This is a genomic window from Paenarthrobacter nitroguajacolicus, assembly GCF_007786235.1.
GTDB lineage: Bacteria > Actinomycetota > Actinomycetes > Actinomycetales > Micrococcaceae > Arthrobacter > Arthrobacter nitroguajacolicus_A.
In genome coordinates, this window is sequence record NZ_VNFK01000013.1 from 22,314 (window position 1) to 42,453 (window position 20,140).

Below are 20,140 nucleotides of genomic sequence, written 5' to 3' on the forward strand. Positions count from 1 at the left end.
TCATCAACTCCATTCGCATATCAACCAAAGGAACAGGACCAACCGATGACCATGACAAACGAGCAGGCCGTATGGTTTGCGGAAACATTCGAGAAGCTCGTTGCCAACGTGGGCAAGGCCGTCCTCGGCAAGGAACACGTCATCCGGTTGACCTTCACCGCGATGCTGGCCGAGGGGCACGTCCTGTTCGAAGACGCGCCGGGTACGGGCAAGACCTCGTTGGCCCGCGCCTTGGCGGCAACGGTGCAAGGTTCCCACAACCGCATCCAGTTCACCCCGGACCTCCTGCCGTCCGACGTGACGGGTGTGACCATCTACGACCAGAAAACCCAGAAGTTCGAGTTCCATAAGGGACCGGTGTTCAACAACATCGTCCTGGCCGACGAAATCAACCGAGCCTCGCCGAAAACGCAGTCCGCACTCCTTGAGGTCATGGAGGAATCCCGCGTCACCGTGGATGGAACCACCTACGAGGCGGGCCGTCCGTTCATGGTGCTGGCAACCCAGAACCCGATCGAGCAAGCGGGAACGTACCGATTGCCCGAGGCACAGCTGGACCGGTTCCTCATCAAGACGTCCATCGGCTACCCGGACCACGCCTCCACTGTGCGTTTGCTGGGCGGTGCCAACCTGAAGGATCGGTCGAAGGAACTCACCCCGCTGATCACCACGCAGGCCGTGGCCGACATGGCGGACCTCGCGGCCACGACGCACGTGGACACGGCGGTCCTTGAATACATTTCGCGGCTCTGTGAGGAGACCCGTAACGCATCCGAGACGCGCCTCGGCGTTTCCGTCCGTGGCGCCTTGGCGATGGTTCGCGCTGCCAAGGTCTGGGCGGCAGGTCAGGGCCGGAACTTCGTGTTGCCGGATGACATCAAGGAACTCGCGCCCGTGGTGTGGACCCACCGACTGGTGATGGACCCGGAGGCCGAGTTCTCCGGCGCGACACCGGAGGTTGTGCTCAGCCGGGTCCTCGGCGACGTCGCTGCACCCCAGCAGCGCGCCACCGCCTAAGCCTGCTCAGCGCCTTACCCCTAGACCCCCAGCCAAACATCCCCAGCCCAAACAAAGGTCCCCACATGTCCTCCAGCACACCCCTGAACAGGGCTGCTGATTCGCTGAAACGCGCAACGTCCGCGTTCGGCGGCAAGATACGCAACCTGCGCGGCTCCGGTGGTGGCGCGGGCCAGCGCCCTTCCTCCACCGGCAAACCAGCCGGTTCGGCAAAGCCCCGCAAGACCGGCAAGCTCCACCCTGCCTCAGTGTGGTCGGAAGCCGCCGGTACCGCTGGTGAGTTCCTCGCGCCCGCATGGCGCAAGGTCCGCGGTGTCTGGTTGGCCTTCGCCTGGCCGGTCCTGTCAGTGGTGAGCCTGCTGGGCTGGGTGGTGCTGGCCGCTGCGATCGCGCTGTGGTGGGCCGGACAGGCATGGGGCTGGCAAGAAGCCAAGTCTGCCGCCATGGTGGCATTCCTGTTGTTCGTCCTGGCCATCGCCTTCATTGTGGGGCGTTCGGCGTACGGCGTGGTCCTGGACCTTGCCCGCACACGCGTGGCCGTGGGGGATGACGCCGTGGGAAGCATCGCAGTCTCCAACGTGTCCACCAGGCCGTTGTTGCCCGCGGCACTGGAATTGCCGGTGGGATCCAACACCGCCGTTTTCCACCTGCCCCGCATGAAACCGGCGCAGGTGCACGAGGACCTGTTCACCATTCCCACCGCCAGGCGCGCAGTGATCGTGGTGGGTCCGGTTCGTTCGGTCCGCGCCGACCCCCTTCACCTGCTGAGGCGCCGTGTGATGTGGACCGAACCCGTGGACCTGTTCGTTCATCCCCGCACGGTCTCATTGGGCAGCTCCGCCGCAGGTTTCATCCGGGACCTTGAGGGCATGCCCACCACCGAACTTTCCAGCGCCGATGTCTCCTTCCATGCCCTGCGTGACTACGTGCCCGGCGACGATCGCCGCCACATCCACTGGAAGACGACGGCCCGCACCAACAAGCTCATGGTCCGCCAATTCGAAGAGACCCGCAGGGCCCACCTTGCCATTGCGCTCTCCATCAACACCGATGAGTACGATTCCGAGCCCGAGTTCGAGATGGCCATTTCCGTGGCAGCCTCGATTGGTCGGCAGGCCATCCGTGAACAGCGGGAACTCGATGTCCTGACCCAAAAGGGACCGCTCCGCTGCGAAACCGGCCGCAACCTGCTGGACGACACCACAAGGATCGTCGGGGCACCCATGCGGAAAACCGCCGTCGACCTCGCCCGGACGCTGTCCGATACGGTCCCCAACGCCTCCGTGGTGTTCTTCGTAGTGGGAAGCCACGTAACGGCCACGCAGCTGCGTTCGGCCGCCGCGTCCGTTCCGCCCGGCGTCCGCAGCCTGGCTGTCCGTGTCCAACCCGGCGCCGCGCCGTCGAGGGCCAACATCGCAGACCTGACGGTCCTCACTGTCGGCGACCTTGATGACCTCGCCATTGTTCTTCGAAAGGCGGCAGCATGAGCTCCGCGCCCAATCTTCGCGTGCGTCCCCGCGCCGCCAAGAAGACTACGTCAACAGGCAGCGCCAACCGCGCCGCCGGGGGATCGCTCCTCGCCGACGGGCGGCCGTGGTGGCATTTCGCCGTGGACTGCGGCGCCCTGGTGGTGCTGCTGTTCCTGGGCGTCCTTGGTTTCACCCTGAGCTTCGGTGGAGACCCCCGCTATCTTGTCGCGGGTCTGGGCGGCGTGCTCCTGGGGGTGGGCATTGCTGTCCTGAACGCCCACCTCCGCCTCGGACTGCTGATTACCACCGCCATGGCTTTCGGCGCGTACATGCTGTTCGGAACCGCTTTGGCTGTACCGGACTCGGCAGTCTTCGGTTTCCTGCCGAGCCTCGATTCCCTGCGAACGCTCCTCCTGGGCGTCGTCTTCGCCTGGAAGGACATGTTGACCGTAGGCGTGCCAGTGGGCACGGCGAACGGCATGCTCATTGTGCCGTTCCTCAGCTCGCTGCTCACGGGGCTGGCGGCGGGACTGCTGACGTGGCGGTTGAAGAGCCCGTACTGGCCGCTGCTTCCCGTCTTGGTCCTGTTCGTCACGGGCATCGCTTTCAGCACCAGCGCCGGGTTCCTCAACGTGGAGCGCGGCGTCTCACTGACCATCGTGTCCATTGTGTGGGCTACGTTCCGCCGCGATGTGTTGCGCCAACGAAGCACCAAGACCGTTTCGGCCAACCGGCCGGATTCCGACGCCGGTGCAGCCCGCCGCGGCCAGCTCCGCCGTCTGGGGACTGCCGCAGCAGTGATCGCCGTCGCGGTGGGCGTCACCGCCATCGCGTCTCCGCTGGTGACCGCCAGCGACGACAGGAAGGTCCTCCGCAACACGATCGTTCCCCCCTTCGACCCCCGCGACTACATCACACCGCTGGCGAGCTTCCGCAACTTCGTCAAGGACGAGAAGGACAGCACGCTGTTCACCGTCAAAGGACTGCCCAAGGACGCCCGTGTGCGGCTCGCGGCGCTGGATGCCTTCAATGGACTGAACTACACCATGGATCCGAACAGCTCGGGTAACTTCAGCAAAGTGGGCGATGCCCGTTCGCTGAACACGCTGGCGGACGCGGGAAGCCCGGTGGAGGGCACCAACTACACGCTGGACATCACCATCGAGGACTACCAGGGCTACTTTGTGCCGGGCGGGCGGCACACCACCGGGATGAGCTTCGCGGAGACTTCCGGTGCGGCGTCCGGCCTGTACTTCAACGCCGGTACGGACACTGCCGTCACCACCAAGGGCCTGGCCAAGGGCGAAAACTACACTGTTCAGGTCTCCGATCCGGGCACCTTGGAGCACGGCCAGTTGACGCAGTACGACTTCGCCAAACTCACGTTGCCGGAGGCCGAGGAAGTACCGCCGATCGTTGCCTCCCAGGCCAACGAGATTTCGGCTGACGCGCCCACGGCCATCGACCGTGTCCGCCAGATCGAGGCGCATTTCCAGAAGAGCGGCGCGTTCAGTAACGGCCTGGTTGCCGATGGGCAACTTCCGAGCCTTCCCGGCCACAGTGCCGCGCGTGTCCGCAATATGCTCTCCGCCAAGCAGATGCTCGGTGACGACGAACAGTACGCGGTGTCCATGTCCCTGATGCTCCGCCACCTCGGGATCCCGTCCCGGGTGGTCATGGGCTTCTATCCGGATCCCAAGAGCCCCGAAAACGGTGCCGGCGACGTCAAGATCACGGGCAAGGATGTGCACGCCTGGGTGGAGGTGGCCTTCGACCGCGTAGGTTGGGTGCCGTTTGATCCCACGCCGCCCAAGGACAACGTGCCCATCCCGCCTGACCCGGAAAACAAGTCCAAGCCCAAGCCCCAGGTGCTGCAGCCGCCACCCCCGCCGCAGGAACCCGCGGACTTGCCGCCGGACTCCACCCCGGATGCCCTGGACGCTGACGAGAAGAAGAACAACCCCTGGCTGTTCTGGGGTCCCTTGCTGGCAGCCATCGGTGTGGCGCTGATTCCCTTGGGGATCCTCGCCTTGCCGCTGCTGCTGATCCTCCTGTTGAAATCACGACGCCGGAAGGCCCGCTTCCGTGATGGCCACCCCGCCCAGCGGGTCGGGGGCGGTTGGAACGAAGTGATCAGCCTCGCCACCGACATGGGTGCTTCGATCGACACGAAGTCCACGCGGCGGGAATCGGCCACGGTCATCGCGGACGCGTTCCCCACCACAGGGACCACCACCACGATGCTTGCCCACCGTGCCGATGCCGCCGTCTTCGGGGCCGGCCAGCCGAGCGAGGACGAAGTCAAGCAGTACTGGGAGATCGTGGATTCATCGCTGACCGACATCACGGGAAGCGTTGGTTTCTGGAAGCGCCAGCAGGCCCGATTCTCGCCCCGGTCCCTGCTGTCCGACGGCAGGGCTGCCCTCCGCCGCCGCGATCAGGCCCCCAGCGATCCGGGTAAGCGTCGGTTCAGCCTTCGTCGGAAGAAGGACACCACGGATGAGCAGTGACGTGGAACTCTGCCCCGCCTGCCGGCACGCGGTCCGGCCGGGCGCAACGTTTTGTACGCAGTGCGGGTCACCGTTGAACAACCGAGGTGCACGCAAGGAAGGGAACATCAACCACGCCCAGAAGGCGGCGTTGGAGTTCGCAACCCGCCAGGGCCTGCCCGATCCCGGTAGTATCTCGGTAGTGTCGGCGCCGGCGTCGCCGGTGCAACCGGTGTATCCGGGAACAACATCAACGCCGAACGGAAAGCCTGGGCCAGGGGGAGGGACCACCATGACCACCAAGCTCGAGTTGGTGCCCGCATCTGCGGGAAAGCGTCTCGGCGCAGCTGTGCTGGATTGGCTGGGACCCGTTGCCGTCCTCGCCACCACCTTCGCCATCGGCATCGCCGGTATCACGCAAACGCGCAGGAACGGCTTCATCGTCTATGACACAGGTTTGTTGGTCCTGCTCGGCAGCATCGGCCTTGGAATCACAGTGGTCTATGTCGTGGTGCTGTTGGCGTTGGAGGCCAAGTCCGGAAACACCGTCGGCAACCAACTCATGGGTATCCGGAGTTCCGATGCGGACGGCTACGCGCCGGGCGCCGGCGCCGTGTTTGTCCGGGGCATTATCACAGGCGGTGGCGTGCTTCTCGGGGCCATCGTCTCGGTTGTTCTTTCCGCTTTGGGCTTGATCGGCCTGGTCTTGTGGATCGGACTGCCGCTCATGGCCCTGGGCGTGGTGTGGGCCGTCCTCGTGGTCATCTCCAACGCCTGGGACAAGAACGGCAAGCTCCGCGGCTGGCAGGACAAGGCTGCGAAGTCCCTGGTGTTCGATGTGAACGCCGGCCGTAACCCCGTGACGACTGGTGGCATCCAGGGTCCCTACAGTTTCGCGCCGATGGACCTGCCTCCCGTGCAGCCCGTAGCGTCCCCCGTACCTGTAGGCCCAGCATCCGGAAGCGGGCAGGTCCTTCCCGCGCAGGTCACGCCGGCCGCCGCACCGGTCGCCGCGCCGGTCACTGCGCAGTCGGCCCCGGCGCCTTCAGTGCAGCCGCCGCACGATCCCAACCAGTGGCGCCCGCCAACAGCGCCCCGGCCGGCCTCGGCGGTACCCCCGCAGGCCACCGTCATCCCACAACCCGCAGCCGAGACGCCCGCGCACCCCGACGATGACGTAGAGCGGACGCAGATGCGCCCCGGCACATCCCGAGCACAGGCCGTCCTGCGGATACGGGTGGATGACGGCCAGGATGTCCAACTGGGCGGGTCTGTCCTGCTTGGACGGAACCCGGCACCGCAGCCCGGGGAGGCCGTGGAGCAGTTGCTTCCCGTCTCCGATCCCGGCAGGTCGATCTCCAAGACCCACTTGCACCTGCGCGTCGATGGCGACGGAGTGTGGGTCTCGGATCGCAACTCCACCAACGGAAGCGCTGTCACCACCCCCGACGGCATCCAGACCAGGCTCCACCCGGGCGAAGCTGTCTTTGTCCGTCCAGGTTCCACCGTTCACTTTGGGGACCGTTCCTTCCACCTAGGACAAGCATGAATTCACAGCCGGCCACTCCTGCCCACGCCGAAGCCGGTCCCACTGCAGGCGGGTCCTCCTTTCGCCTCAGCTATGGCTACGGAACAGACCGGGGCCTTCGTCGCGAACTGAACGAGGATTCGTTTATTGCGGCGGACCCCGTGTTTGCCGTCGCTGACGGCATGGGTGGCCACGAGGCCGGCGAGATCGCCAGTGGCATGTGCGTTCGAACCCTCGGCAGTGCCCCTGAGTTGGCGGCGGGTGTGCGCACCGCATCCGCGGCCGACCTCCAGTCCTGCCTGTTGAAGGCCGATGCCAGCATCCGCAATGCCACGGGGGCCCGAGCGGGAACAACGCTCTCCGGCGTGGTGGTGGTGGAACAGATGGGACTGCCGTACTGGCTGGTGATGAACATTGGCGACTCCAGGACCTACCGCCTGAGCCAAGGGGAGTTCGCCCAAGTCAGCGTGGATCACTCTGAAGTACAGGAACTTGTGGATTCCGGGGACATCACCTCAGAGCAAGCTGCAGTTCACCCTCGCCGCCACGTGGTCACCCGAGCGCTGGGCACCGGCGACGAGACCGAGGCCGATTTCTGGTTGCTTCCCATCCAGGAGGGCGATCGGATCATGGTGTGCTCGGACGGCCTCAACGGTGAGCTGGGCGATGACCACATGTTCCGCATCCTCAGCACGGTGGCACATCCGCAGGACGCCGTGGACGCGCTGATTCAGGCCGCCCTGCGAAGCGGCGGCCGTGACAACGTCACCGTGATTGTTGTTGATGCCAAGAACGTGTTGAACGACGCCGGCATCGCCACCACTGCGCCCCGACCGGAGGTTGGGACTGAGGTTGAAGAGGACACCCTTCCCAGAGCCTGGGTGAATGGAACGGACCAGCTGAATGGAACGGACCAGCTGAAGGAAACCGACCAGGAGGAAGGCGCCGATGGCAAGCAGTAACCGGCTGTCACTTACGCGTTACCAGCGGGGCGAGTGGTTTGGCGTGGTGCGGAATGGAACCGTGGTGCTCCTCGGTCCGGACACGCCCCATGCGCTGATCGACACCGTCTGGGAACTGCTGGCTTCCGCTCCCGAGGCTCACGAGGTCCTCCATGAGGTGACGGATGCCTTCGGCGTTTCGCTCAGCCGCATTCCTCCCTTCGGGATCATCGACGTCAAGGACGCACTCCGAGTGTTCCTCCGGGGCGATCTCGAGTTGCTCGTGCAGCTTCCCTCCGGCACGGAGCAGATCACAGGGCGTGACGTCACTACGTGGACCGAGCGGCGGCTCCCTGGCGTTGCGTCCTACAGCCTGCGCATTGGGGAGGGCAGCCGGCCGCTGAATAGTTCGGCAAGCAACAGTTCACCTCGTAACAGTCCCACCCTGGATAGCCCATCACTGAACAGCCTGCCCTTGACTGAGGGCGTAGTGCTGCTTGCGGCCCTTGAGGTTGGAACCAGCGAATCCGTGCACACCGTCGGAGAGCCGCAGGTCCACCCGGCAGCCGTTCCGGCCATGGAGGGAGCACCTGTTGCAGGGGAGTTCCCTGCTGATGCGCGGGTTTCGGACGAAACGATGATCGGCTACACGGAAGCCGATCTGGGACTGACCATAGCGCCTGGAGGCGTGGGCAGGGTGCCCGATATTGCGCCTCCCGGTTCATCCGTTGCCGACGAGCCTGCCGCCGGGGAGTTTCTGACCGACGGGACTGTTGCCGAGGCACTGGTCGCGGAACCGGTCGAGGAACCAGCCGACGAGCCTGCCGCGGAAGAATCCGCGGCTGAACCGGTCGTGGACGGACCTGTTGCCGACCAACCTGCTGCCGACGAAGCGGCCGACGAACAGGTCGGCGGGCCTGCTGTGGACGCCTCTGAAGTGTCCGTCCACACGAGTACTACCGATCCCGTGATTCCGTCGCTGGAGAACACCACCAATTATGACCACCTCTGGGACAAGACGGTGATGCGGAACATTGAGGATGCAGCCGTCCGCCTGGATGACGAGTCGGATGACCACGACGCACCTGCCTCCAAAACCCCGGACGCGCCGGCGGCCCCGGCCCTGGAACCGGAGAACCCGGAACCAGTCCCATCCGCACCGGCCACTGTTCAGTCCCCTCCAGCCGTGCAGGTCCCGGCGACCCAAGGACTGATCGACTCCGTTCCTTGGCTCCGCAGCACCACGTCGTCAGCCAGCGCGGTCAGTGACCAGCCGGTGGTTCCGTCGCACCCTGTTGCGGCCCCCGCGCCGCAGCTGCCGGCCAACTGGCCGACGCCACCGCCCCAAACTCCGTCCGCGGATGACGACTCAGACCACGACGGCCAAACCATCATGAAGAGCAGCCTGCCCACGGACGACCCAGCGGGCGCCCAACCGGCCAACGCCGAACAGCTCGCCGTCAACGGTCCCAGCGTTCTCGCTCGGGTGTGCCCCCAAGGGCACGCCAACCCGCCAACATATCCGCAGTGCTCCGTTTGCGGGGTCGCTGTCTCCGGAGATTCCATCCATGTTCCGCGTCCGCGCCTGGGCCGGATGCGGGTGTCCACCGGCGAGCTGATCGACCTGGACCAGTCGCTCATCATCGGCCGTCAGCCTTCGGTTTCCCGCGTCCAAGGCGGCACCATGCCCCGCTTGGTCCAGGTGGAGAGTCCCGGCGGGGACATCTCCCGCTCCCACGTCGAGGTTCGGCTGGAGGGGTGGCACGTCATGCTGTGCGACCTGAAGGCTACCAACGGAACCGTGCTCATCAGGGAGGGCCAGGCACCACGCCGGCTTGCCCAAAACGAGATGGCCATCCTTCTGGACGGCGATATCGCTGAGCTGGGCGACGACATTTCATTGCGTTTCGAGGAGATTCTTTGAGTTCCAAGAGGCCCCCTGCACCGCCTCCACCCATCCCGGGCTTCAAGTACATCAGCCTGCTTGGCTCTGGTGGCTTCTCGGATGTGTACCTGTACGAACAGGACCGACCCCGCCGGAAGGTTGCGGTCAAGGTGCTGTTGTCGGACCTGAAGACCGAAGGCGCGCGCCGCCGCTTCGAGTCCGAGGCGAACCTGATGGCGCAACTGTCGTCACACCCGTATATCGTGACGATCTTCGAGGCCGAGATCACCGAGAACGGCCACTCGTACCTCGCCATGGAATACTGCTCCAGGCCGAGCCTCGACGTCCGCTACCGCCGCCAACGTTTCAGTGTTGATGAGGTCCTGGCCGTCGGCATCCAGGTGGCCTCCGCCGTCGAAACCGCGCACCGCGCCGGCATTGTCCACCGCGACATCAAGCCCGCCAACATCCTGGTGACCGACTACAACAGGCCCGCACTGACGGACTTTGGCATTTCCGGCACCATCGGCGCCGACACCGAGGACGACGCCGGCATGTCCATTCCCTGGTCGCCGCCGGAACAGTTCAGGGGCGGCGCGGTGGACGGTGTTCCTGTGGACATCTGGGCACTGGGGGCCACCCTCTACACGCTCCTGGCGGGTCGATCGCCGTTTGTCCTTCCCGGCCAGGACAACTCGCAACGGGAACTGATCTCGCGCATCACCAACGCGCCGCTGCCCAGGCTTGGCCGTGCCGACGTTCCTGAGTCGCTTGAGCTGGTTCTTGCCACCGCCATGGCGAAGTCCCCGGAGTCCCGCTACTCGTCGGCCCACGCGTTCGCACTGGCGCTGCAACGGATCCAGACCGAGCTGAACTTGTCCGTCACACCCTTCGAGGTCCTCGAAGAACCAGGACACGGCGAGGAACATCCGGACGACAACTTCGAGGAAACCCGAGTCCGGAGCATCGCCGCGATCGATCCGGATGCTTCAGGAACGGCCACGACAGGCTCCGCGCCGACGTTCCCGGCGCGGACCTTCCCGTCCACTGTTCCGGGCAGCAGCCCGCAGTCTGTGCGGCCCGCGCAACAGCCCCCACAGACTGTCCCGGCCCAAACACCACAGCAACCCCCGCAATTCCACGCGCCGGCGGCGCACACCGCCCCAAGGCCCGGCGACTTGGCGGAGCCGGACGCGGCCGAGTCCACGGTCCTGCGGGGCTGGCAGTCCACGCCGTCGCATGATGACCTGGGAGCGACAGTCAACCGCGCCGGTGCTTCCGCCGACGCGTCACCGGCAACGGAGGAAGCCCCGGTTGCCGACCACAGCAAACGCAACCTATGGCTGGCCGCAACCGGCGCAGCGGTCCTGGTGGTCGCCGTCGTGGTTGGTCTTGTCCTTGGGGCTTCCGCGCAGCCCAAAGTGGTGCCCACCGAGGCCGCCAGCAAGCCCCCGGCCGACGCTTTGGACAGCGGCAGCGTCCCGGACGTCGAAGCCCTTGCCGCTGCTCGGGACACCAAGGATCCGAACATCATTGTTTTCTCCTGGAAGAACCCGCAGCCAAAAGAGGGCGATACCTACAAGTGGCGCACCAAGTCCGCGAAGGCTGACGGTGCCTACGAAACAACGCGAACCGAGAAGGCTTTTGTTTCCGGATTCGGTGAGCCGCCCATCTGCGTCCAGGTGATCATTGTCCGGTCAGACGGCAGCGCATCGCCTGAGGGACCGGGTTCCATTGCCTGCCTGGACAGTTAGCCGGCACATGCAACAATCACACCGCCCACTGAGGAGGCACAGATCATGGGGGATCTAGCAATAGATTTCTGTGGGGAATGGTACGAACCGTCGGACGAGGACGTCTTCGACATCGGACGCGAAGGGGATCTGGAAGTTGACGACAACCCCTACCTGCACCGCCGGTTCCTGCAAATTGCGCGCTACGACGGCATGTGGTGGCTCAGCAACGTTGGCAGCATGTTGTCGGCGACCATTGCGGACGGTTCAGGCGGGATGCAGGCATGGTTGTCACCGGGCGCGAGGATCCCTTTGGTCTTCAGCCATACGAACGTCATCTTTACGGCCGGACCCACCACGTATGAGTTCGCCGTCCATCTGAAGACTCCGTCCTTCCGCCATGAAGCCCGCGACGAAGACCAAGCCGGCGACACCACCATAGGCCCGGTGGTCTTCACCGATTCCCAAAAGGCGCTCATCGTCGCGCTGGCCGAACCCATGTTGCGACGCGACGGCACTGGCTTCAGCGCCATACCGTCGTCCGCCGAAGCGGCCAAGCGGCTCGGGTGGGCCCTGACCCGCTTCAACCGCAAGCTGGACAACGTATGCGACAAACTGGACCGCGTTGGCGTAGTGGGTCTGCGCGGAGGCGCCGGAAAGCTCGCCACCAACCGCCGTGCACGCTTGGTGGAGCACGCCGTGACGTCACACCTGGTGACCGCGGCCGACCTGCATCTCCTTGAAACCATGACTGGAGTCGACGAAGGATGAAGTTCCGCCTGACCTTGCGGCGTGACCCTGCGGAAGCAAAGGACCTCGCCGTCACGGTGGACGGCCGTGCCACCGTCGCTGACATTGCCACCGAACTTTGGGCTGCCGACCCCGCACGCAAGGGGACCGAACCGCCGTCGAACCTGTCCATCAGCGTGGACGAAGCATTCGTTGGCGGCGGCCTTTCCGGCCACATCCTGAGGCCAACGGACAACCTGTTGGAGTCCGGGCTCCGGCCCGGCTCGAAAGTCTCGCTCGCCCAGGTGAGCGAACAGTTCGCCTCTAATGGCCACTCCGGCGGCACCAACCGGGGGCCGGCAGCGGCGACCTTGCGCGTGATGTCAGGACCCGACGTCGGGCGCGAATTTTCGCTGCCATTCGGCACCAGCTACATCGGCAGGGACCGGGACGCGGACATCCGCCTGTCCGACCCACTGACGTCAAAGCGCCATGCGCGCGTCACCGTGGGCGAGACCGTGGAGATCGTGGACACGAACTCGGCAAACGGTCTCCTCATGGACGGGCTTCCCGTGACACGGGCCACGCTTGAATCGTCGGACACGGTGACGCTCGGAGACACTACGGTGGGCGTCGTCGCGCTGTCACGCAACCACGGCGGAGGTCCTTCCTCGCCGTTGGTGGACTTCAACCGTTCACCCCGCGTGCTGCCAAGGTTCGAATCGCCCAAGCGGGTACCGCCGGCCGGTCCCAAGCGTCCGGAGCACCAACCGTTCCCGTACATCATGCTGGTGGCGCCGCTCCTGATGGGCGGAGTACTGTTCGCCGTCACCCAGAACCTGCTGTCCGTGCTCTTCATGGCCATGATGCCGCTGTTCATTGTGGGCCACTACGTTGACCACAAGATGCAAGGCAAGCGCCAAGCCAAGGAAGGCCACAAGCAGTTCAAAGCCGCCATGCTGGCCTTCCGGGAGGACATCGACAAGCAACAGAACATTGAGCGTGCCGTCAGGCTCCAGGAAGCGCCCTCCGTCAGCGATACCGTCGATGCGATCTACAAACTTGGTCCGCTCCTCTGGACCAACCGGCCCGAGCACCAGCACTTCATGGGCGTCCGTTTTGGGCTGGGGTCCGCGCCTTCGCGCATACCCTTTGATGAGCCCGGCGCCAACGAAACCGAACCCCAGTACATGCGCGAGATCCAGGAGTGCCTGCAGCAGGTCCGTGTTATTGAAGGCGTACCGATCGTGTCGCAGCTGCGTACTTCAGGTTCCTTCGGTGTGGCAGGGGACCGCAGCGTGGTGGATGACGTTGCCCGGGGCATGGTGCTCCAGTTGGTGGCCCTTCACTCGCCGGCTGAGGTTGTCCTCACGGCCCTGACCTCGGCACGTTCCCGCGAACGCTGGGACTGGTTGCAGTGGCTCCCGCACGTAGGATCAGGCCACAGCCCCTTGTCCGGCGACCATTTGGCAGCCGGCCCCGGGGCCGGTGCCGCTTTGTTGTCGCGCCTGGAAAACCTCGTGGAAGAACGCGAATCGCAGGCCAAGGAGCCGGGCCCGCAGCTGCGGTCGGGGCTCAAGGACGAGCATGAAGAGCTCCCCGGCCCCGTAGTGCCCGCCGTCTTGGTCATCGTGGAGGACGACGCCCCCGTAGACCGCGGACGCCTCACCCGGCTGGTGGAGCGCGGCCCCGATTACGGGGTTCATATCATGTGGGTTGCCGCCAACGTGCAGTCGCTTCCGGCCGCGTGCCGCGACTTCCTCTCCGTCGACGGCGACCACGGCACCACCACCGGCCAGGTCCGCCTGGGACGCCACACGTACCCGGTGAGTTGCGAGAGCCTCGACGCAGGCCTCGCCACGCAACTGGCGCGCATGATGTCGCCATTGGTGGACGTTGGGAACCCGCTCGACGACGACTCCGACCTCCCGCGGGCCGTCTCCTATGCCACGTTGATTGGCAAGGAACTGATGGACAACCCGCAGGCGGTTGCCGAGCGCTGGCAGGAGAACAACTCGGTCCACGCCACCGCGGTGCCCAACCGCAAGGACAATGGCAGCCTCCGCGCTTTGGTGGGTTCCAAGGGCGTGGAGCCGTTCTACCTGGACCTCAAGAATGAGGGACCCCACGCTTTGGTGGGCGGGACGACAGGTGCCGGTAAGTCCGAGTTCCTGCAGTCCTGGGTGATGGGCATGGCCGCGGCCTACAGCCCGGACCGCGTCAGCTTCCTCTTTGTGGACTACAAGGGCGGTGCGGCCTTTGCCGACTGCCTGCACCTGCCGCACACCGTGGGCCTCGTGACGGACTTGTCCCCGCACCTCGTGCGCCGTGCGCTGACCTCCCTGCGGGCCGAGCTGCACTACCGCGAACGTCTCCTGAACCGGAAGAAGGCCAAGGACCTGCTGGCACTGCAGCGTGAAGCCGATCCGGAAGCACCGCCGTACCTCATCATCATCGTGGACGAGTTCGCGGCCTTGGCTACTGAAGTTCCCGAGTTCGTCGATGGCGTGGTGGACGTCGCTGCCCGTGGCCGTTCACTCGGCCTGCACCTGATCCTCGCCACCCAGCGGCCCGCCGGTGTCATTAAGGACAACCTGCGCGCCAACACCAACCTCCGCGTCGCCTTGCGAATGGCCGACGAAGTGGATGCGGTGGACATCCTGGGCGTTCCGACAGCCGCCTACTTTGATCCGTCCATTCCCGGCCGCGGTGCAGCAAAGACAGGTCCGGGCCGCATCCAAGGCTTCCAGACCGGTTACGCCGGCGGCTGGACTACGGACAAGCCCCAGCGGCCGCGGATCGACATTGTGGAGATGGCCTTCGGGTCCGGCCCCACCTGGGAACCGCCGCTGGTGGCCCAGGTGGAGGAAGAGCCCGCCGGGCCCAACGACATTGCCAGGATGACCGGGAACATCATCCGGGCAGCTGACGTCCTGTCCATCGCCCCTCCCCGGAAGCCATGGCTCAACGAACTGGCCACCACATATGACTTCTCCAAGCTCCCCAACCCGCGCACCGACGAGCGGCTGCTGCTGGGCGTAGCTGACGACCCCGCCCACCAGGACCAACCCACGGTGTTCTACGAACCGGACAAGGACGGCAACATGGCCGTCTACGGTACGGGCGGATCCGGAAAGTCCGCCGCGCTGCGAAGCATCGCCATCGCCGCTGCGGTTACCCCACGTGGTGGGCCGGTGCACGTGTACGGCATCGATTGTGGTTCGTCCGGATTGAAGATGCTTGACGGGCTTCCGCACGTTGGCGAAATCATCAACGGTGACGACGTGGAGCGCGTGGGCCGTCTGTTGCGCTGGCTGAAGGAAGTAGCGGACGACCGGGCGGCACGTTTCGCCGAGGTCCGCGCCTCCACCATTGTCGAATACCGGCAGCTGGCCAACCGGCCGGACGAGAAGCGCATCTTCATCCTGGTGGACGGCATGTCCTCCTTCCGCGAAGGATACGAGTACAGCAAGTTGTCGGCGTTGTGGGATATCTTCTTGACGCTGGCCACCGACGGCCGTCCCTTGGGCATCCACCTGGTAGTGAGCGGGGACCGCACCAACTCCGTTCCGGCGTCGCTCCTGGCCTCCATCCAGAAGCGGCTGGTCCTGCGCCTCAGTTCCGAAGACGACTACATGACCCTCGATGTCCCCAAGGATGTCCTCAACGCTGCGTCGCCACCCGGGCGCGGCTTGCTGGACGGACTCGAAGTCCAGCTCGCCGTGCTGGGTGGCAACTCGAACCTGGCGCTCCAGGCCCGTGAAGTGGCTAAGCTCAGCCAGGCAATGGTGCGCCAGGGCCTGGAGCAGGCACCGCAGATCCAGCGCCTTCCGGAGCTGGTGGACCTGGACATCCTGCCCACAGGCGCCCCGGACAACCCTGTGATAGGTGTCGACGACGAGACGCTGGGTTCGGCAGCCATCGCCGCCAAGGGTTCGCTTCTCCTCGCGGGACCTCCGGGCGCTGGACGCACCGTTGCGCTGGTGACGCTTGCCTACGCCCTGCGACGCTCCAACCCGCGGACGGACCTCATTTACATTGGATCGCGTCGCTCTGCCGTTGCGTCGTTGAACATCTGGAGCCGTTCCCTGGTGGGGCCGGACGAGGTCTCGGACGTGGTGGATGACCTGATCGACAAAGCGTCGGACAACCCGGGGACCATGGCCATTTTCATCGAGGGCCTCACCGAGTTCACCGACACGCTGGCCGAGTCGGGCGTGGGACGGTTGGTCACGGCGGCCATCAAGGCCGACCAATGGGTGGTGGGCGAGTCCGAAACATCCACCTGGTCGCAGGCCTGGTCCCTTGCCCAGCCGTTCAAGTCCGGACGCCGTGGGCTGCTGCTTAACCCCGGAGACGTGGAAGGCGACAGCCTCCTCAACACGACCTTGGGCCGCATCAGCACCGACTTCATTCCGGGCCGTGGATACATCGTGGGACGTGGAAAGGTACGCAAGCTCCAAATCGCCATGCCGCCGGAGAACCGCAGCTAGGATTTGCCGGATGCAGGAGGATGTAGGAGGATTTCGGGAAACACCCGAACTTCCTGATTACTGCGGGCGCCCCAACGCCCCAGCTGAGGTTACTTTCATGCGACACTCCGTTGTCCCTGCCGTTCTGTTGGCCGCTGGCCTGTTCCTGGCGCCCGCTGCCGCCGCCCAAGCCGCTCCGTGCGACGGGAAATTCTCCTGCGCGCCCACCGAGGGCGCCGACGACCCGTTGCCGACCCAGCCCGGGCTGGCCCCGGAAGCAGACAAGAAGCCTGCACCCAAGCCGGAACCGACCCGCGTTCGGGAAACGGAGGCAGCACTGGAACCGGCGGCACCGGCGCCCAAGGTGGAAGCGCCACGACCCGTGGTGACCCAGGCCCCGGTAACTGTGGCACCGCAGCCGGCCGGTCCGGCGTCGAACTCTTCCGAACCGATCCCGAGCGCTGAGACCTCGGCGGCGTCAGCGACGCCGTCGGCCTCTCCGAGCGCGAGCCCCACCTCGGCCAGCCCCAGCCCTTCCAAGTCCTCCAACTGGAATACCCCCGTGGACAAAGGCCAGGAGACCCAGGCCGCCATGATGGCATCGAACTCATTCACAGGGCCGAACATGCTGGGTCTGTTCGGCATCCTGGGTGCGGTATTGCTGGTGGGATTGGGCGGACTGGCGTTTGCGCTGTGGAGCAAGAACCGCCTCTCGTCGCACTAGCAGCGCTTTAATGTCTGCCGCTTGCGGCAAGATAGACCTGTGAGCACACCAGAGAATCCGGATCCGGTCGACACCACAACCCAGGACGCCGCAGCGGCCATCGTTGCTGACGAGGGAACACCTCCGTCGGAAACGCTGCGTGACGAGTATGAGCAATTGGCGGACCTCGTACGCAAGTACCGTTACGCGTACTACCAGGAGGACTCGCCCACGGTATCGGACGCTGAGTTCGATGAACTGTACCGGCGCCTGGAAGAGCTGGAAGCGCTCCACCCGGAGCTCGTCTCCAACGATTCCCCCACGCAGGAAGTAGGCGGTGAGGTTTCCTCGGCGTTTGCCGCGGTGGAGCACCTGCAGCGGATGTACAGCCTTGACGACGTCTTCTCGCTGGATGAGCTCGAAGCCTGGGTCCGCAAGGCCGAAGCCTCCGTTGCTAAGCTGGGCGACTCCGTCCCGGCCATCGCATGGCTGACCGAGCTGAAGATTGACGGCCTGGCCGTGAACCTCCTTTACCGTGACGGCAAACTGGTCCGCGCTGCCACCCGAGGCGATGGCACCACGGGGGAGGACATCACCCATAACGTCCTCACCATCAAGGAAATCCCGCGGGAGCTCAGCGGATCCGGCTACCCTTCGGAAGTGGAAATTCGGGGCGAGGTGTTTATTCCCTCCAAGGCCTTCCTCGAGTTCAATGAGACCCTCGTCGCCGCGGGTAAAGCGCCGCTCGCCAACCCCCGCAATGCTGCGGCAGGTTCGCTGCGCCAGAAAGACCCTGCGGAAACGGCCAAGCGCCCGCTCAGCATGTTTGTGCACGGCATCGGTGCCCGTGAAGGTCTGAATGCCAAGAGCCAATCGGAAACGTACAAGCTTCTTGAGCAGTGGGGGCTTCCCGTCAGCCCGTACCTCAAGGTCCTGGACTCGTTCGACGATGTCCTGAAGTTCATTGCCGACTACGGTGAGCGCCGGCACAAACTCCTGCACGAGATCGATGGCATCGTGGTCAAGATCGATGACTTTGCCACGCAGCGCGCGCTTGGTTACACGTCCCGCGTCCCCAGGTGGGCCGCGGCGTACAAGTACCCGCCGGAAGAAGTCCACACCAAGCTCCTGGACATCGCCGTCAATGTTGGCCGCACGGGGCGCGTGACGCCGTTCGGCTTGATGGAGCCTGTGAAGGTTGCCGGATCCACCGTGGGAATGGCCACGCTGCACAACCAGGATGTGGTCAAGGCCAAGGGCGTGATGATCGGCGACATCGTGATTCTCCGCAAGGCCGGTGATGTTATTCCAGAGATCGTAGGCCCCGTGCTCGCCCTGCGGGACAAGCAGGATCCGCCGGTCCGTGAATTCGTGATGCCCACGGAATGCCCTTCCTGTGGCACCCCCTTGGCGCCGGCCAAGGAAAGCGATGTGGATATTCGTTGCCCCAATGCCAAGTCGTGCCCCTCACAGTTGCGTGAGCGCGTGTTCCACGTAGCCAGCAGGGGTGCGTTCGATATCGAAGCACTGGGCTGGGAAGCAGCGGTTGCGCTGACCCAACCGGCGGAACCGGAAACGCCGCCGCTGACCAGCGAAGCCCGGCTGTTCAGCCTGACCCGCGAGGACCTGGCGGATGTCCTGATCCGCCGGGAGAAGCGTTCGAAGGGCGTGGGCACGGGCGAGTACGAACTCGTTCCGTACTTCTACACCAAGGGAACGGCCAAGTCCCCGTCCAAGCCGACGGCCACCACCGAGAAGTTGTTTGCTGAGCTGGAGAAAGCCAAGAAGCAGCCGCTCTGGCGTGTGCTGGTGGCGCTCTCCATCCGCCATGTGGGCCCCACCGCGTCCCGGGCCTTGGCCACTGCGTTCGGCAGCATGGACGCCATCCGCAACGCCACGGAGGAGCAAATGGCGCATGTGGATGGCGTGGGCCCCACCATTGCGGTGGCCCTGAAGGAATGGTTCGCAGTGGACTGGCACAACGAGATCGTGGACAGCTGGGCGGCTGCTGGTGTCCGAATGGAGGATGAGCGCGATACCTCGATGCCGCGAACACTCGAAGGCCTTACGGTGGTGGTCACCGGCACGCTCCCTAACTTCAGCCGCGACGAAGCGAAGGAAGCCATCATCATCCGCGGTGGGAAGGCCTCCGGATCCGTCTCCAAGAACACCAGCTACCTGGTGGCCGGTGAAAGCGCCGGGACCAAGCTGGACAAGGCGGAGCAACTGGGCGTTCCGGTGCTGGACGAGGACGGCTTCCGCGAGCTCCTTGCCAACGGACCGGCAAAGACGGACGCGGAACCGGAAGCAGCACCCGAAGAACCGGCAGCGGAGGCAGAATCCGAATGACGGATCCGTTGGAACTGCTTGCTGTCGCCAAACGAGCCGCTGCGGCGGGAGCCGCGGTGCTGTCGCAGCGCTCTGCCAGTGGAACAGCCGGCGATGGTTTGGACACCACGAACAAGGGCGAGGCCGGGGACTGGGTCACAGCCTTCGACGTCGCCGCGGAAAACGCCGTTCGTGAAGCAATTACTGCTGAACGGGAGAAGGACAGCATCACGGGGGAGGAGCACGGGACTACCCGCCCGGACCAACCTTCCGGCTACCGTTGGTCCATCGATCCACTGGACGGGACCACCAATTTCATCCGCAACATCGTCTACTACGCGACGTCCGTCGCTGTGGCGGATTCCGACGGCGTGTGGCTGGCCGGCGTGGTTCACGCACCAGCGCTGGGACGCGTCTATTCCGCTGCTCGGGGCCACGGTGCCTGGCTCGAAACTGCCGGAGAGACAACGCGCCTTGCCGGCCCGGTCCCCGGAAGGACCGGACTCATCCTGGCCACCGGCTTTAGCTACGATCCCGCCACCCGGGCCGATCAGTCAGCTGGGCTCGCTGAACTCATGGACGGCTTTGCGGACGTCCGGCGGCTGGGCTCTGCTGCTTTGGACCTCTGCCTGGTGGCGGACGGTACCTTCGACGCATACGGCGAACGCGGACTCAACGAGCATGACTTCTCCGCCGGTGCCTTGATCGCTGAAGAAGCAGGCTGCTGGGTGCGTAGGCCACGGCTGGAAAGTCCCCTTGACGGCGGGCCCAGCACAGAGGATCGCCTGGCTGCCTGGATGTGCGCCGGTGCCTTGGAACTGTCCGGCAAATTCCCGCTGTGACAAC

The 20,140-nt window shown here is 65.1% G+C and carries 12 protein-coding genes; all 12 read left to right on the forward strand.

Translation table 11 applies throughout. The features are described from left to right. Positions 1-45: 45 nt before the first annotated feature. The 12 genes from FQP90_RS15880 to FQP90_RS15935 all read left to right on the forward strand — a co-directional run bounded on the left by FQP90_RS15880 (position 46) and on the right by FQP90_RS15935 (position 20,136). Complete coding sequence (locus tag FQP90_RS15880; RefSeq protein WP_144652051.1) at positions 46-1,017, forward strand: AAA family ATPase; 972 nt, start codon at positions 46-48, stop codon at positions 1,015-1,017. 65 nt (positions 1,018-1,082) lie between these two features. After that, positions 1,083-2,504, forward strand: a complete 1,422-nt coding sequence (locus FQP90_RS15885; RefSeq protein WP_144652052.1) for a DUF58 domain-containing protein — start codon at positions 1,083-1,085, stop codon at positions 2,502-2,504. Beyond that, on the forward strand, positions 2,501-4,996 hold the full coding sequence (locus FQP90_RS15890; protein ID WP_144652053.1) for a transglutaminase family protein: 2,496 nt from the start codon (positions 2,501-2,503) through the stop codon (positions 4,994-4,996). Before FQP90_RS15885 ends, FQP90_RS15890 begins: the two co-directional genes overlap by 4 nt. Then, positions 4,986-6,524, forward strand: coding sequence for an RDD family protein (locus FQP90_RS15895; protein ID WP_144652054.1), 1,539 nt, complete (start codon positions 4,986-4,988; stop codon positions 6,522-6,524). The genes FQP90_RS15890 and FQP90_RS15895 overlap by 11 nt, the downstream gene beginning before the upstream one ends. Continuing rightward, positions 6,521-7,465 carry a PP2C family protein-serine/threonine phosphatase gene (locus tag FQP90_RS15900; protein WP_144652055.1) on the forward strand — a complete coding sequence of 315 codons (945 nt, stop codon included), beginning with the start codon at positions 6,521-6,523 and terminating at the stop codon, positions 7,463-7,465. The genes FQP90_RS15895 and FQP90_RS15900 overlap by 4 nt, the downstream gene beginning before the upstream one ends. After that, positions 7,452-9,368: an FHA domain-containing protein gene (locus tag FQP90_RS15905; protein ID WP_144652056.1), complete on the forward strand. Its 1,917-nt coding sequence runs from the start codon at positions 7,452-7,454 to the stop codon at positions 9,366-9,368. Before FQP90_RS15900 ends, FQP90_RS15905 begins: the two co-directional genes overlap by 14 nt. Further along, a complete protein-coding gene (locus FQP90_RS15910) occupies positions 9,365-11,083 on the forward strand; it encodes a serine/threonine protein kinase (protein ID WP_144652057.1) in 1,719 nt (572 codons plus the stop codon). The genes FQP90_RS15905 and FQP90_RS15910 overlap by 4 nt, the downstream gene beginning before the upstream one ends. Before the next feature lie 45 nt (positions 11,084-11,128). Then, on the forward strand, positions 11,129-11,833 hold the full coding sequence (locus FQP90_RS15915; protein WP_144652058.1) for a hypothetical protein: 705 nt from the start codon (positions 11,129-11,131) through the stop codon (positions 11,831-11,833). Then, the gene (locus FQP90_RS15920; protein ID WP_144652059.1) at positions 11,830-16,284 is read left to right on the forward strand and encodes an FtsK/SpoIIIE domain-containing protein; all 4,455 of its coding nucleotides are present in this window, start codon (positions 11,830-11,832) and stop codon (positions 16,282-16,284) included. The genes FQP90_RS15915 and FQP90_RS15920 overlap by 4 nt, the downstream gene beginning before the upstream one ends. A 97-nt stretch (positions 16,285-16,381) precedes the next feature. Next, complete coding sequence (locus FQP90_RS15925) at positions 16,382-16,987, forward strand: hypothetical protein (RefSeq protein WP_144652060.1); 606 nt, start codon at positions 16,382-16,384, stop codon at positions 16,985-16,987. 39 nt (positions 16,988-17,026) lie between these two features. Then, on the forward strand, positions 17,027-19,315 hold the full coding sequence (ligA, locus tag FQP90_RS15930) for an NAD-dependent DNA ligase LigA (RefSeq protein ID WP_144652061.1): 2,289 nt from the start codon (positions 17,027-17,029) through the stop codon (positions 19,313-19,315). Beyond that, entirely contained in the window at positions 19,312-20,136 is an 825-nt protein-coding gene (locus tag FQP90_RS15935) for an inositol monophosphatase family protein (protein ID WP_144652062.1), read from the forward strand. The genes ligA and FQP90_RS15935 overlap by 4 nt, the downstream gene beginning before the upstream one ends. Positions 20,137-20,140 lie beyond the last annotated feature (4 nt).

What these genes read in the sequence shown, in the direction of transcription:
- FQP90_RS15880 (WP_144652051.1), top strand. Translation starts at nt 46, where the DNA reads ATGACCATGACAAACGAGCAGGCCGTATGGTTTGCGGAAACATTCGAG.
- FQP90_RS15885 (WP_144652052.1), top strand. Translation starts at nt 1,083, where the DNA reads ATGTCCTCCAGCACACCCCTGAACAGGGCTGCTGATTCGCTGAAACGC.
- FQP90_RS15890 (WP_144652053.1), top strand. Translation starts at nt 2,501, where the DNA reads ATGAGCTCCGCGCCCAATCTTCGCGTGCGTCCCCGCGCCGCCAAGAAG.
- FQP90_RS15895 (WP_144652054.1), top strand. Translation starts at nt 4,986, where the DNA reads ATGAGCAGTGACGTGGAACTCTGCCCCGCCTGCCGGCACGCGGTCCGG.
- FQP90_RS15900 (WP_144652055.1), top strand. Translation starts at nt 6,521, where the DNA reads ATGAATTCACAGCCGGCCACTCCTGCCCACGCCGAAGCCGGTCCCACT.
- FQP90_RS15905 (WP_144652056.1), top strand. Translation starts at nt 7,452, where the DNA reads ATGGCAAGCAGTAACCGGCTGTCACTTACGCGTTACCAGCGGGGCGAG.
- FQP90_RS15915 (WP_144652058.1), top strand. Translation starts at nt 11,129, where the DNA reads ATGGGGGATCTAGCAATAGATTTCTGTGGGGAATGGTACGAACCGTCG.
- FQP90_RS15920 (WP_144652059.1), top strand. Translation starts at nt 11,830, where the DNA reads ATGAAGTTCCGCCTGACCTTGCGGCGTGACCCTGCGGAAGCAAAGGAC.
- FQP90_RS15925 (WP_144652060.1), top strand. Translation starts at nt 16,382, where the DNA reads ATGCGACACTCCGTTGTCCCTGCCGTTCTGTTGGCCGCTGGCCTGTTC.
- FQP90_RS15935 (WP_144652062.1), top strand. Translation starts at nt 19,312, where the DNA reads ATGACGGATCCGTTGGAACTGCTTGCTGTCGCCAAACGAGCCGCTGCG.